Source organism: Sinomonas sp. (assembly GCF_051955515.1).
Taxonomy (GTDB): Bacteria; Actinomycetota; Actinomycetes; order Actinomycetales; family Micrococcaceae; genus Sinomonas.
Genome location: NZ_JBQCGQ010000293.1, coordinates 1 through 14,081, shown reverse-complemented (window position 1 = coordinate 14,081; position 14,081 = coordinate 1). Strand labels below are relative to the sequence as shown.

Genomic DNA, 14,081 nt, shown 5'->3' with positions numbered 1-14,081 from the left:
GGGAGGACATGGGCCTCCGGATCCTCGGCCCCGAGGGCGCCTACCATGGCATCGACGAGGGCGCCTTCGAACGGAGTCTCGAGCGAGACATCGTGATGCACGTAGGAGAAGTCGATGCCCTCCCCGGCGAGCTCCCGGATCTTCTCCATGACCAGTTCGTCCTGGCCCGGGAGGGTGCGGACGTCGATCCGCGCTTCCGCACTGCCGGGAATGACGTTGTCCTTGTAGCCTGCTTGGAGGACGGTGGGATTCGAGGTGTTCTGCAGCGTCGCCCCGACGAAGCGGGCGAAGGTTCCGAGTTCCTTCAGGAGGATCTCCGGATTGTCCTGGTCGAACTCGATCCCAGTCAGCTCGGTGACACCGTCCAGAAAGCGCCGTGTGGTGTCCGTGAGCTCGATAGGCCACTTGTGGTCGCCGATGCGCGCAACGGCTCGGGCGAGACGCGTCACGGCGTTGTCCGGGTTCGTCTGCGAGCCGTGGCCGGCACGACCTCCGGCGGTGAGCTTGAGCCACGAGAGGCCCTTCTCGGCTGTTTGGAGCATGTAGGTCCGGCGCCCCCCGATCTCCGACGAAAACCCGCCGACCTCGCTGATCGCCTCCTTCGCGCCGTCGAACAGCTCAGGCCGATTGTCGACGGCCCAACGGGCGCCGTAAGTGCCGCCCGCCTCTTCGTCGGCGAACATGGCGATGACCAGATCGCGCTTCGGCTGGGTCCCCGTACGCTGCATCTCGCGCACGACGGACAGGACCATGGCATCCATGTCCTTCATGTCCACCGCTCCGCGACCCCAGATGAGGCCGTCCTTGAGCTCGGCGGCGAAGGGGTCAACGCTCCAGTCGTCCTTCTGGGCCGGAACCACATCGAGGTGGCCGTGGACCACGAGGGCACTTGCGCTCGGGTCTGTTCCCTCAAGCCTTGCGACCACCGAGGCGCGGCCCGGAGCGGACTCGAAGATCTCGGCCTCGAGGCCTACCTCCTCGAGAAGCTCTGCGGTGTACTCTGCTGCCGCTCGCTCCCCCGGTCCGGACCCGTCACCGAAATTGCTCGTGTCATACCGGATCAGGTTCTGACAGATCTCGACTACTTCGTCCTCGGCGCGAAGCGTGCTCTCGGCTGGGCGGTCGGACATGCAGGTTCCTCCTCGGCAGAGACGGTCGGTGAGGCCAGCCTAGCCCTCCCCCGGACAGGGTGCGGCGGGAGTCCCCGATTTCTTCCTATGCCCCAGATCGTGTACAGTCTTATTCGCTGCCCGGGAGGGAAACGCATCAAGCGAGAACTTCCGGTGCCCACCTCTGCGCGGGTGGCGGAATGGCAGACGCGCTAGCTTGAGGTGCTAGTGCCCGTTTAGGGCGTGGGGGTTCAAGTCCCCCTCCGCGCACGGATGTGGTGTCTCGGACATCGACAACACCCCCGGTCTTCGGACCGGGGGTGTTCTGTTTTTCGGCTGGTAGACCCTGAGGGGGCTCGACATTATCGCGCCCCACCCGCACGTCCGCGCCGGGCCGGGCGCGGAGGTGCGGGGAAGGGCGCCGCCAGGGTGAATGACGTGCGCGGGGGGCTAGAGTCGCTCCACGCGGCCCACGAAGTGCCGCCGTCCCGACGCAGCGCCCCATCCGACGAAGTCGGAGCGGTCCCAGGCCCCCTCAGCGTCGGTCGAGTCGGCGATGTTGACGCACACGCGTGCGGGAAGGAATACGGGAGCCTCGAACTTCACCTCCCAGATGAACGCGTCGTCCTTCTGCGGACCTACCTCAGCCAGAGCCCGGGATGCGGTATACATCCCGTGAGCGATCGAGCGCCGCATCCCCAGTGCGCGAGCTGAGATCGAGCTGAGATGGATCGGATTGAAGTCACCGGACACCGCCGCGTACTCCCGGCCGGTCTCGGAGCTGAGGCGCCAGAGTGCGGTCGGCAGCGGCGGGCGGAATTCCTCCTGGGCCCCGTTCATCCCCGGCCTGTCGAGACCGGGGAGGTACACGCCCTTGGCGAGGTAGGTCGAAACCCCACGCCACGCGACGTCGTCGTTCCCCGCATGCCGCACTTCGACGACCAGGTCGACCCGCGTGCCCGCCCGATGCCCCGCGAGACCCTCGGCCCAAGCCGTCACCTCGAGCAGATCGGTGTAGAACACGGGAAGCCGGTACTCCACCCGGTTCTCGAGGTGGACCATCCCAAGGAGTGGAAGGGAGAAGTCCTCCCGTCCCATGACCGACATAGCGGCGGGGAACGCGAGCGTGTGGAGGTATCCCGCCGGGGCAATGTCTCGCTTCGTCTCGCCCAGGAGCGACTGGTACTCCGTCATCTTCCCAAGGTCCGGCCGCACCCCCGTGACGTGATGCCGCGCCACGGGCAGCACTCCACGGGCTGCGCCCTTCTTGACCAGCTTCCTGGCAGCATCCCGCGCCGCGGCCACATACAGCCGCGAGAGCGAGGGCATCTCCGGGAGCTCGAGAGTCTCGACTCCCCTTGCCGGCGCGCTCACTGGCCCACCATATTCTGTCCGCACACTCGCAGCACACCGCCAGAGATCCCGCCGGCGGCGTCGGACGCCAGGAACGCGATGGCCTCGGCAACGTCCTGCGGCTGGCCGCCCTGCTGGAGAGAGTTGAGGCGACGCGCGATCTCCCGGGTCGCGAACGGAATCTTCGCGGTCATCTCCGTCTCGATAAAACCTGGGGCGACGGCGTTGGCCGTGCCGCCGCGCGAGGCGAGCCGGGCCGCCGTCGACCGCACCATGCCGATGACGCCCGCCTTCGAGGCGGCGTAATTCGTCTGCCCGCGGTTTCCCGCGATGCCGCTCGTCGACGCCACCGAGATGATGCGTGCGCTCTCTCCGAATCGATCGGACGCGAGCAGCGTCTCGTTGATTCGCAGCTGCGCCTCGATGTTGACGGCGATGACCGAGTCCCACCGCGCCGCGTCCATGTTTGCCAGAAGCTTGTCGCGGGTGATGCCCGCGTTGTGCACGACGATATCCAGCCTGCCGTGACGGCCCAGAGCGTGCGTGAGGATGCGTTCGCCGGCGTCGGGCTTCGTGATGTCGAGCTGCAGCGCTGTGCCGTGGATGTCGTTGGCCACCTGGGCGAGCGACTCTCCGGCGACAGGCACATCGACGACGACGACCCGTGCCCCGTCTCGGGCGAGCGTCCGCGCGATGGAGCTGCCGATGCCTCGGGCGGCACCCGTGACGATTGCGACCTTGCCTTCCAGCGGTCGCTCGGGGTCGCCCGGCAGTGATCCGCCCTCGGTCCCCACGGTCAGGAACTGGCCGTCCACGAACGCAGAGCGTCCCGAGAGCAGGAACCGCAGCGCACCGAGCACGCTCGGCGCGCCAGGGGAAACCCCTTCTGCCAGGAGGATGCCATTGCCCGTGGCGCCCGCACGAAGCTCCTTGGCGAGCGAGCGCAAGAAGCCGTCGACGCCCTGCCGGGCAGCGGCAAGCGCCGGCTCGTCCTGAAGGGAAGCACGTCGGGAAACGGCCACGACTCGGGCGCACGGAGCGAGCGACCGGAGCGCCTTGCCCGCTGCCAAGACCGGCGAGGCCAGATCCCGCGGGTGCTGCACGCCGTCGAGCACCAAGACGATCGCCCCGAGGCGGCGCGGTCCGGAACCGTTGGCCTCGACGCGAGGCGACTGAGCGAACGCCTCGGCGTCGCGGACAACTTCCACGCCCCACCCCTCGAGGGCTGAGGCAAGCGCCTCGGCGGAGGCGCCCTCGCCGACGACGAGCGCAGGACCTGGCAGCAGGGGCGCCGTGGGGTCGTGCCGGCGCAGCGGCACCGGCTGCGGCAGCCCGAGGCGCTTGGCGACGTCGCGGCCCCAGCCGCGGCTGACCAGAGCGGTGTACGTATCCGTCATCGATCCCCCTCAGCGCGCTTCGAGAACCGCAGCCACCCCGAGGCCGCCCGCGGCGCAGACCGAAACGAGACCTCGGGCGGGCCGGCCGTCCACGGTCCCGCGCTCATGCAGCTGCTTGGCAAGGGTCGCGACAATGCGGCCACCCGTCGCGGCAAACGGATGCCCGGCCGCCAAGGACGAGCCATTGACGTTGAGCTTCGCTCGATCGACCTTGCCGAGCGCGCCGTCCAAGCCAAGGCGCTCGCGGCAGAACTCCTCGTCCTCCCAGGCAGCAAGATGGCACAGAACAGTGCTGGCGAACGCCTCGTGAATCTCGAAGTAGTCGATGTCCTCGAACGTGAGCCCGAGGCGCCCCAGGAGGCGCGCGACCGCGAACACCGGCGCCATGAGCAGGCCGTCCTTGCCGTGCACGAAGTCGACGGCGGCCGCCTCGCCATCCACGATGTCGGCCAGAATCGGCAGGTCGTGCGACTCGGCCCACTCCTCGGCCGAGAGCAGCACGGTCGAAGCACCATCCGTCAGCGGCGTCGAGTTGCCGGCCGTCATCGTGGCCCGGTCGCCGAGCTGCCGGCCGAAGACGGTTCGGAGCGAGGCGAGCCTCTCGAGCGACGTGTCGGCTCGCAGGTTTCCGTCGCGCGTGACCCCCCGGTAGGGAGTGACGAGATCGTCGAAGAAGCCACGATCGTAGGCCTCGGCCAGATTGCGGTGGCTCGCAAGAGCCAACTCGTCCTGCGCTTCCCGGGAGATGTTCCACTGCGCCGTTGTGAGCGCCTGATGCTCCCCCATGGAAAGCCCTGTGCGGGGCTCGTTCGTGCCCGGCGCCACCGGCGTGACGTCCCTCGGACGCAGCTTGGAGATGGCCTTGAGCTTCTGCTGGAGCGTCTTCGCGCGATTCAGCTCGAGGACGGCGTGCCGCAGGCCCTCACTCACAACGATAGGGGCGTCCGAGGCACTGTCGACGCCGCCGGCGATGGCCGACTCGATGCGGCCGAGCTTGATCTTGTCCGCGAGACCAAGGACGGCCTCCAGCCCCGTTGCGCAGGCCTGCTGGAGGTCGTAGGCAGGCGTCTCGGGCGAGAGCGCCGAGCCGAGCACCGCTTCCCGGGTGAGGTTGAAGTCCCGCGAGTGCTTGAGCACGGCACCTCCAGCGACCTCGCCGAGCCGCTCGTCCTGAAGCCCGAATCGGGCCACGAGCCCGTCGAGGGCCGCGGTGAGCATGTCCAGATTCGAGGTCATGGCGTAGGCGCCGTTCGCTCGGGCGAAGGGGATGCGGTTGCCGCCGACGACGACGGCCTTGCGCAGCGTGGACATCTTGCCTCCCTAAGAGGGTTCATGCGCTGAGGCGCGGAAGAGGATGTGATGTGAATTACCGATACCAAGCGTACCTGATACGCTGAGTATCGTGAACTTCTCCCCCACGGACTCCCCGGCCGTAGACGGCCGCGCCGCGAGATGGGCCAACCACCGCGAAGAGCGGCGCCGCGAGCTCATCCGAGCTGCCCGACGCGCCGTCCACCGGCTGGGTGCGGAAGTCCCGATGGAAGACATCGCCGCCGCGGCCGGAACCTCGAAGTCGGTCTTCTACCGCTACTTCGGGGACAAGGCAGGGCTCCAGGCGGCAATGGGCGAAGTAGTCCTGGCGCGAATGCAGGAACGGATCGCCGAAGCGGCACGCACGGCTCAATCCCCTTATGAGGGGCTCCGCGCAATGGTCGCCGCATATCTGGGAATGGCCGCGAGCTCTCCGCACGTCTACGAATTCGTGACCCGCGTCCCCGTGGCGAGCGATGCCGACGCCGCAGCAGCTTTCGTCAACTTCTTCGATGCCGTTGGAGCCATGATCGAGGAGCCTATGCGGCGTCTTCTCTCCCCCGGCCGTCAAGCCACTATCGCCTTCTGGCCCACGGCGGCGATGGGCCTGGTACGCGCCGCCGGCGAGCGCTGGCTCGAAACCCCCGAGAACAACGTCAAACCGACCCTCGACACGATGGCAGGCCTGATCGCCGACTGGCTTTTCGCCGGCATCGTTGCCGAGGCCGACATCACGATTCCCAGCAAGGAGATGCCATGACCGAACTCGCCCCAGACGCCGCCGCTCTCGCAGAGGACGCGGCCGAGACAGCCGAGGACGTGCGGATCGACGTCAATGCACTCGCCGACCAACTTCTTGGCACATGGGCGAAAACACGCCGCGAGGCCCGTGAGCTCGCAGGCCGCTCAGAGCTCCACAAGGCAGAAGGCCTCACGCACCACGAGCACCGGGAGCGGGTCTTCGGGCAGCTCAAGTACCTCGTGGACCACCGGGCCGTGCACCGGGCGTTCCCGAAGGAACTCGGCGGCGAAGAGGACCACGGCGGGAACATCGCAGGATTCGAGGAGCTCGTCACCGCGGACCCCTCCCTCCAGATCAAGGCGGGGGTCCAGTGGGGCCTCTTCGGCGCAGCCGTCCTCCACCTCGGTACCGAGGAGCACCATGCCAAGTGGCTTCCCGGCATCATGTCGCTCGAGGTCCCCGGCTGCTTCGCCATGACCGAGATCGGCCATGGCTCGGATGTGGCAAGCATCGCCACAACCGCTACGTACGACCCCGAGACCGAAGAGTTCGTGATCCACACGCCGTTCAAGGCAGCGTGGAAGGACTACATCGGGAACGCCGCCAAGGACGGCATCGCCGCCGTCGTCTTCGCGCAGCTCATCACGGCCGGCGTGAACCACGGCGTCCACGCGCTCTATGTCCCGCTCCGAGACCCCGAGACGAAGGAGTTCCTCCCCGGCATCGGCGGGGAGGACGACGGCGTCAAGGGCGGCCTCAATGGGATCGACAACGGCCGCCTCCACTTCGACCGCGTTCGGGTTCCGCGCAGCAATCTGCTCAACCGGTACGGAACCGTCGACCCGGACGGCACCTATTCCTCGCCGATCTCCAGCCCGGGCCGTCGCTTCTTCACGATGCTCGGCACCCTCGTGCAAGGACGAGTGTCTCTCGACGGGGCTGCGACGGCGGCGGCGAAGGTCGCCCTGTCGGCCGCCATCCGCTACGCCTCGGAGCGACGCCAGTTCAACGCATCCTCGGATATGGCCGAGGAAGTCCTGCTCGACTACCAGCGCCACCAGCGCCGCCTCCTCCCGCGCCTCGCCACCGTCTACGCGATGAGCTTCGCCCACGAGCAGCTGCTCGCCAAGTTCGATGGCGTGTTCTCCGGCAGGACGGACACCGATGGGGACCGTCAGGAGCTCGAAACCCTCGCGGCCGCCCTCAAGCCACTCTCCACGTGGAACGCCCTTGACATCCTCCAGGAATGCCGGGAGGCGTGCGGCGGCGCAGGTTTCCTCATCGAGAACCGCTTCGCGTCGCTGCGTGCCGATCTCGACGTGTACGCCACCTTCGAGGGCGACAACAATGTACTCCTCCAGCTCGTGGCCAAACGTCTCCTCAACGACTACGCGAAGGAGTTCCGCACCATGAACGTGGGGGCTCTCGCCAAGTTCGCCCTGGGTCAGGCCGCCGGCGTCGCGTACCGGACTGGCTTGGGGGCCGTCGCGCAGTTCGTCCGCGACAGCGGCCGCGCGCAGCGCGCGGCGTTGGCGCTCCGCGATGAGGACACCCAGCGGCTCCTCCTCGCCGATCGGGTCCAGACGATGGTCGCCGAAGTGGCGCAGGCGCTCCACGGGGCCAACAAGCTACCGCAGGCTGAGGCCGCGGCCCGGTTCAACGAGCACCAGAACGAGCTCATCGAGGCGGCCCGCGCCCACGCCGAACTCCTCCAGTGGGAGGCCTTCACTGAGGCGCTCGCGGAGATGAAAGATCCGGGAACCAAGAAGGTCCTCACCTGGCTGCGTGATCTGTTCGGCCTGTCGCTCATCGAGAAGCACCTCGCCTGGTACCTCATGAACGGCCGGCTCAGCATGCAGCGGGGTCGGACCGTCGGGGAGTACATCAACCGGCTCCTCGCCAAGCTTCGCCCCCACGCACTCGACCTCGTGGAGGCATTCGGCTACGGTCCCGAGCACGTTCGCACCGCGATTGCCTCAGGCGCGGAAGCGGAACGGCAGAGCGAGGCATCCGCGTATTTCGCCGCGCAGCGCGCATCGGGTGCGGCTCCCACGATGGAAAAGCACGCGAAGCAGGTCAAGCACCCGCGGCTGGCGTCCTGACCGTTCGAGCTTCCGTCCTGTTCGCTCTGAGCCCTCGCGCGGAGGCTTCCACCCCCGACTTGGCCGGGTCTAGCCTGAGGGCAAGGCCCGGCCAAGGGACCGGGCAGACCCACGAGGAGGATGCCATGGCTGATGGATGGTCCCGTCGCGGCGGGTGGGACATGCCCGTCCCGCCGCAGTTCCGCCGATTCGGATTCCCCGAGCAGTTCCGCCGCTTCATGGAGGGCGACTGGGACACCGGATGGCTGCGCGTCGAGGAATTCCGCGAGGGCGAGACCCTTGTGGTGCGGGCAGAGGTTCCGGGCATCGACCCAGAGAGGGACGTCGACGTGAGCGTGCGCGACGGCGAGCTGAATATCCGCGTCGACCGTCAGGAAAACAGCGAGAACGCCAACAAGGACGGGTATCGCTCAGAGTTCCGGTATGGCTCCTTCGCCCGGTCCGTCCAGCTTCCACGGGGCGCGCGGCAGGAGGACATCAAAGCGAGCTACCGGGACGGAGTGCTGGAGATCAGGGTGCCAGCGGCGCCCGAGAGCGGCCCCGGCCCCACCAAGATCAACGTCAGCAGGGACTAGGGATTGAATGGACGACGACGGCGGGCCGCCTCGGGCGAGTCGGCCCGCCGTCGTCGTTCCTGCCCAGCGTCAGCCGAGCACTGAGCGGTAGACCTCGAGGGTGGCCTCGCCGATGCTGTCCCACGAGAAGTGCTGCTCGGCACGCTTGCGGCCGGCTTCTCCCATCTGGCGTGCACGGGCGGGATCGGACACCACTTCGGTGAGGGCCGCGGCGAAGTCGGTCACGAACTTCTCGGCGTCGAGCGGAGTGCCCGTCCCGTCGGTGACCTGCTCGATCGGGACGAGCAGGCCAGTCGTGCCATGGTCGACGACCTCCGGAATGCCGCCCGTTGCCGTGGCAACCACGGCCGCGCCGCAGGCCATGGCCTCGAGATTCACGATGCCGAGGGGCTCGTAGATGCTCGGACAGGCGAACGCCGTGGCGTGGCTCAAAACCTGGATGAGCTCCGCGCGCGGGAGCATGCGCTCGATCACGATGACGCCCTCGCGCTCGGCCTTCAGGCTGTCGATGAGGGCGGCGGTCTCCTTGGCGAGTTCCGGCGTGTCCGCGGCGCCGAGGCACAGGACGAGCTGGACATCCGCCGGAAGTTTCGCTGCAGCACGGAGGAGGTAGGGCACGCCCTTCTGCCGAGTGTTCCGGCCCACGAAGACGACGGACGGCTTCTCGGGGTCGACGCCCAAGGCGCGGACATGCTCCGTGTTCTCGTCACGCTCCCACAGAGAGACGTCGATGCCGTTGTGGACCACGCGGACCTTGGCGGGATCGACCTCCGGGTAGCAGCGCAGGATGTCCTCGCGCATGCCGTGCGACACGGCGATGATCGCCGAGGCGGCCTCATACGCTGTCTTCTCCACCCAGGAGGAGAGCCTGTAGCCCCCACCGAGCTGCTCGGCCTTCCACGGGCGCAGCGGCTCAAGGCTGTGGGCGCTCAGGACATGCGGGATACCGTACAGCAGCCCCGCAATGTGGCCGGCCATGTTCGCGTACCACGTGTGCGAATGAACGACGTCGGCCCCCGACACCTCGGGCACGATGTCCACGTCGATCCCCAGGGTCTGCAGGGCGGCGTTCGCGCTGGCAAGCTGCGACGGCGCCTGATGCGACGTGACCTTGGCGCCGTCGACCTCAGGCTCGCGCGGAGCACCGAACGCATGAACCCTCAGATCCACCTGCCGGGCTAGCACTTTGCTGAGCTCCGATACGTGCACCCCCGCCCCACCATAGATCTCGGGGGGAAACTCTTTGGTCACAATGTCAATTCGCACGGCACCAACGTAGTCGCTGCCGGGTAGGTGTTCTAGTGTGAACCACGAGGCCCTCTCCAGCGTGGGAGGGGCCCGAAGGGCCGGAAGAAGAGATGACGGGGGTGCGCCATGGCGCCGAAACGAGTGTTGGCAATCGTCTTGGCCGGTGGAGAGGGAAAGCGGCTCATGCCGCTCACGGCGGATCGTGCGAAACCGGCTGTGCCGTTCGCGGGAGCGTACCGGCTCATCGATTTCGCTTTGTCGAACCTGGTGAACTCGGGATACCGGCACATCGTGGTGCTCACTCAGTACAAATCGCATAGCCTCGACCGCCACATCTCCGAGACCTGGCGGCTCTCGACCCTGCTCCAGAACTACGTCGCCTCTGTTCCCGCACAGCAGCGCGTGGGGAAGAGCTGGTTCCTCGGCAGCGCGAACGCCATCTACCAGTCGCTCAACCTCATCTACGACGACCAGCCGGACATCGTCGTCGTCGTCGGCGCGGATCACGTGTACCGCATGGACTTCGAACAAATGGTTGAGGCCCACATTGCGTCTGGCGCGAAGGCAACCGTCGCCGCGGTGCGCCAGCCCCTCAGCATGGCGAACCAGTTCGGCGTCATCGAGACGGACTCGGCCGATCCGGGACGCATCGCCGCGTTCGTCGAGAAGCCGCCCACAACGCCCGGCCTGCCCGACGCCCCAGATCAGTTCCTCGCCTCCATGGGGAACTATGTCTTCGACTCCGACGCGCTCGTCGAAGCGCTCAAACGAGATGCGGAGCGCTTGGACACGAAGCACGACATGGGCGGCGACATCGTCCCCTACTTCGTCGAGCGTGGCGAAGCTGGCGTCTACGACTTCACGCTGAACGAGATCCCCGGGGCAACTGAACGCGACCGTACGTATTGGCGCGACGTGGGCACCATCGACTCGTTCTACGACGCCCACATGGATCTCATCTCCCCGCTGCCGGTCTTCAATCTGTACAACTCCAAGTGGCCCATCTACACGCGCCAGAGCGTCTCCCCGCCCGCGAAGTTCGTGCGCGGGATCGGCGGGCGCATCGGCTCCGCCCTCGACTCGATCGTCTCAAGCGGGGTTGTGGTCACCGGCGGTTCCGTCGAGGGCTCCGTGATCTCCCATGACGTGCGTATCAACGCGGGCGCACGGGTACTCGACTCCGTGCTCATGGACGGCTGCATCGTGGGCGAGGGCGCAATTGTCCATCGGGCCATCCTCGACAAGAACGTCACCGTCCCACCGGGTGCCACCATCGGACTCGACAGCAAACTCGACAAGCAGCGCGGCTTCCAGGTAACGGATTCCGGGATCACCGTGCTCGCGAAGGGGCAATCGGTGCCCGAACCGAGCGAGGACGAGAAGAATCTCGCCGCAGCCTGGGCATCCGAGCACCCGGCCGAGTTCGAAGACCGAACGCAATCTCGAGCCACCGAGGCTAGCACCGCGAGCGGGAACGGACAGCGGGAGGCCGATGAGCCGTCGTCGGCCGCTGAGGCAGCGGAGGCGACGCCCCGGTAGACTTGGAGGCCATGAGCTCCACCGATCCCGCGTCCCCCGAGGCTCTGACCCCGGAGGAGATTCAAGCCTGCCTCAAAGTGCTTGGCGCCATTCACGAGTACGACGAGGAACATCCTGATTTCGTCGCCGTGCGGCGCGCCACGGGCAAGATGTTCAAGGCTCACCGCCGGTTCACCCGGAACCAGAAGCGGGACGCGATTGCCGACGCTGACCGGGCGATCATCGCGCAGACAGCAACGGCCGCCCCGGACAGGATCGATGACGAGACCAAGGGGAACAAGCTCAAGCCCTCGGCTACCGGCAGAATTGCCGGGCACCTCATCCGTGCTCGTTCCTGCTACATCTGCAAGCAGCCCTACACTCAGGTCGACGCCTTCTACCACCAGCTGTGCCCCGAGTGCGCAGCCTTCAGCCATGCCAAACGCGACGCTCGGACAGATCTCACGGGTCGGCGCGCCCTCCTGACCGGCGGGCGCGCCAAGATCGGGATGTACATCGCACTGCGGCTCCTTCGTGATGGCGCCCACACGACTATCACCACGCGGTTCCCCAAGGACGCAGCGCGACGCTTCGCCGCCATGGAAGACAGCGGCGAGTGGCTGCACCGCCTCCGCATCGTGGGGATCGACCTCCGCGACCCGTCGCAGGTGATCTCGCTCGCCGAATCCGTGGATGCCGAGGGCCCGCTGGACATCATCATCAACAACGCGGCCCAGACGGTGCGACGGTCACCCAACGCGTACCGACCGCTCGTCGAAGCGGAAGATGATCCTCTTCCCGCCGAGCTGCTGGCGTCGAACGGAGGCCCAGAGCTGCTCACGTTTGGGCATGCGCACGACAAACACCCGCTGTCCATCGCCGGAAGCGTGACGGGACACCCAGTGCTCGCCCCCGACGCCGTGACCGCGCTCGCCCTCTCGACGGGCTCAGCCTCGCTCGAGCGGATTGAGGCCGGAACGGCGATCGACGCAGGCGGACTTGTGCCGGACGTGGCAAAGATCAACTCTTGGACGCAGGTGGTCGACCAGGTCGATCCGCTCGAGATGCTCGAAGTTCAGCTCTGCAACGTCACGGCGCCCTTCCTGCTGATCAGCAGGCTCCGGGAAGCGCTCCGCCGCTCGACCGCACGCCGGAAGTACATCGTGAACGTCTCCGCCATGGAGGGCCAGTTCGGGCGGAAGTACAAGGGTCCCGGCCATCCTCATACCAACATGGCGAAGGCGTCCCTCAACATGCTGACACGAACCAGCGCCGGCGAGATGTTCACGACCGATCAGATCCTCATGACCGCGGTCGACACCGGGTGGATTACCGACGAACGTCCCCACTACACGAAGGTCCGTCTGGCCGACGAGGGCTTCCATGCTCCGCTCGATCTCGTGGACGGCGCCGCGCGGGTGTACGACCCCATCGTGATGGGCGAAGCAGGGACGGATCTCTTCGGCGTGTTCCTCAAGGACTACAAGCCGTCCCCCTGGTAACCCCAACGCGTGGCCACCTCTCACCCGACGCATGGCCACCTCCCACCCGACGCGTGGCCACCTCACGCGGCACGCTTTGACCACAGAACCCGAAGCTGAGACCGGACTCTCGCGAAATCGTCGCGAAGATCCTCGGCGCCAACGATAATCACGACCCAACCCGCGGCGGCGAAGGCTGCATCCCGTCGTCGGTCCCTGAGTCTCTGCTCCTCCGAGAGATGGTGAGCGCCGTCATATTGGATGACGACCTGAATTACCCGGTAGCCGAGGTCGCCGCTGGGTGACCTTGGATCGGAAGGGTGCAGCCGAATCTGGAGCTCGGGCTCTGGGAAATTGTGCGCTGCGAGACTTAGACGAAGCAGGGTTTCGGGCACGGAATCCGCGCCAACCCGCATTTCTCCCAGAGCGTCCCGGCACTTGGCGACCCCGCCCATATTCGGATGGTTCTTGATCATTCGAGCCAGTGCAGCCTTGGTGGTGTAAGGCTCGGATCGTTTCTCGAAAACCGCGCGTGGATGCCTGATGAGCTGATCACCGAGAGCCACGAGTGCTGTCGGACCCAGCTCGAGACCGAGGTCGAGCCAGGTGCGAGCGGGGGTAGTCACCCGAAGGCCGTCGTCGAGCTCGTGGACTTCGTCGGCAAGTGTTCTCACTCGATGTCCGACCACGCCTACCCTGCGAATACGCTGCCCGCTCGATGGCCGACTGAGGTGGAGAAGCGCGTGATCTGATGCGCCTTCGGGAAGCCACAGGCCCTGTGCGGCGGCTGCGGTCCTGTGTGAGCCCCACGCGCCCGGCGCGACGGCCAGATGTGCGCGGAGCCGGTCACGGATGCTCGATTCCGCGCTCCCCGGAAGGTAAAGCTCTCGGCTCACGTGCCGGACGTCTTCTCGCAGGAGATCGCGATAGGTGAGACCCACCTCTCTGGCCTCCCCAGAGGTGAATGGTCTGGACAGGACAGAGCTTGGTTCGGGTGCCGAGGTCATGCGCCATGCTTACATGAATTCAGCGCTGCTGCCTGCAGTTATCCACAGGCGACGGGAGGTGGCCACGCGTCGGGTGGGAGGTGGCCACGCGTCGGGTGGGAGGTGGCCACGCGTCCGACGGGAGGTGGCCACGCGTCGGGTGGGAGGTGGCCACGCGTCGGGTGGGAGGTGGCCAGGGGCGGTCAGGCGAGGCGGGTGATCTCCACCGAGACGTCGAGATGCGAGCCGCCGCCGCCAG

At 67.0% G+C, this 14,081-nt stretch carries 11 protein-coding genes and 1 tRNA gene; 7 read left to right on the top strand and 5 right to left on the bottom strand.

Going from position 1 to position 14,081, the window contains the following annotated elements:
• Nucleotides 1-1,130 (bottom strand): M20/M25/M40 family metallo-hydrolase (locus tag ACTHL9_RS17660; protein ID WP_440520575.1); only part of this gene is annotated, 1,130 nt, incomplete at its 3' end.
• A 165-nt stretch (nt 1,131-1,295) separates the two neighbouring features.
• On the opposite strand from ACTHL9_RS17660, the gene ACTHL9_RS17655 reads away from it, so the two are divergent.
• Nucleotides 1,296-1,379 (top strand) — tRNA-Leu (locus ACTHL9_RS17655).
• Nucleotides 1,380-1,559: 180 nt separating this feature from the next.
• Here the strand turns inward: ACTHL9_RS17655 and ACTHL9_RS17650 are convergent.
• The 3 genes from ACTHL9_RS17650 to ACTHL9_RS17640 are packed head-to-tail and all read right to left on the bottom strand — an operon-like array spanning nt 1,560 to nt 5,170.
• Nucleotides 1,560-2,438, bottom strand: a complete 879-nt coding sequence (locus tag ACTHL9_RS17650; protein ID WP_440520576.1) for a MaoC/PaaZ C-terminal domain-containing protein — start codon at nt 2,436-2,438, stop codon at nt 1,560-1,562.
• A 41-nt stretch (nt 2,439-2,479) separates the two neighbouring features.
• Nucleotides 2,480-3,859 (bottom strand): 3-oxoacyl-ACP reductase, encoded by a 1,380-nt coding sequence (locus tag ACTHL9_RS17645; RefSeq protein ID WP_440520574.1) that lies wholly within the window; start codon nt 3,857-3,859, stop codon nt 2,480-2,482.
• 9 nt (nt 3,860-3,868) lie between these two features.
• Complete coding sequence (locus ACTHL9_RS17640) at nt 3,869-5,170, bottom strand: acetyl-CoA C-acetyltransferase (RefSeq protein WP_440520573.1); 1,302 nt, start codon at nt 5,168-5,170, stop codon at nt 3,869-3,871.
• A gap of 91 nt (nt 5,171-5,261) precedes the next feature.
• On the opposite strand from ACTHL9_RS17640, the gene ACTHL9_RS17635 reads away from it, so the two are divergent.
• The 3 genes from ACTHL9_RS17635 (at nt 5,262) to ACTHL9_RS17625 (ending at nt 8,589) form a co-directional block, all read left to right on the top strand.
• Entirely contained in the window at nt 5,262-5,930 is a 669-nt protein-coding gene (locus tag ACTHL9_RS17635; RefSeq protein WP_440520572.1) for a TetR/AcrR family transcriptional regulator, read from the top strand.
• Nucleotides 5,927-8,014 (top strand): acyl-CoA dehydrogenase family protein, encoded by a 2,088-nt coding sequence (locus ACTHL9_RS17630; RefSeq protein ID WP_440520571.1) that lies wholly within the window; start codon nt 5,927-5,929, stop codon nt 8,012-8,014. The genes ACTHL9_RS17635 and ACTHL9_RS17630 overlap by 4 nt, the downstream gene beginning before the upstream one ends.
• Nucleotides 8,015-8,139: 125 nt before the next feature.
• Nucleotides 8,140-8,589: an Hsp20/alpha crystallin family protein gene (locus tag ACTHL9_RS17625; protein ID WP_440520570.1), complete on the top strand. Its 450-nt coding sequence runs from the start codon at nt 8,140-8,142 to the stop codon at nt 8,587-8,589.
• A gap of 69 nt (nt 8,590-8,658) precedes the next feature.
• Here ACTHL9_RS17625 and glgA read toward each other — a convergent pair whose 3' ends face one another.
• On the bottom strand, nt 8,659-9,855 hold the full coding sequence (gene glgA / locus ACTHL9_RS17620) for a glycogen synthase (RefSeq protein WP_440520569.1): 1,197 nt from the start codon (nt 9,853-9,855) through the stop codon (nt 8,659-8,661).
• A 108-nt stretch (nt 9,856-9,963) separates the two neighbouring features.
• On the opposite strand from glgA, the gene glgC reads away from it, so the two are divergent.
• From glgC to ACTHL9_RS17605, 3 genes are all read left to right on the top strand, one after another.
• Nucleotides 9,964-11,376: a glucose-1-phosphate adenylyltransferase gene (gene glgC, locus ACTHL9_RS17615; protein ID WP_440520568.1), complete on the top strand. Its 1,413-nt coding sequence runs from the start codon at nt 9,964-9,966 to the stop codon at nt 11,374-11,376.
• Nucleotides 11,377-11,387: 11 nt separating this feature from the next.
• Nucleotides 11,388-12,857, top strand: coding sequence for an SDR family NAD(P)-dependent oxidoreductase (locus tag ACTHL9_RS17610; protein ID WP_440520567.1), 1,470 nt, complete (start codon nt 11,388-11,390; stop codon nt 12,855-12,857).
• A 515-nt stretch (nt 12,858-13,372) separates the two neighbouring features.
• Nucleotides 13,373-13,588 (top strand): hypothetical protein, encoded by a 216-nt coding sequence (locus ACTHL9_RS17605; protein ID WP_440520566.1) that lies wholly within the window; start codon nt 13,373-13,375, stop codon nt 13,586-13,588.
• Nucleotides 13,589-14,081: the final 493 nt, after the last annotated feature.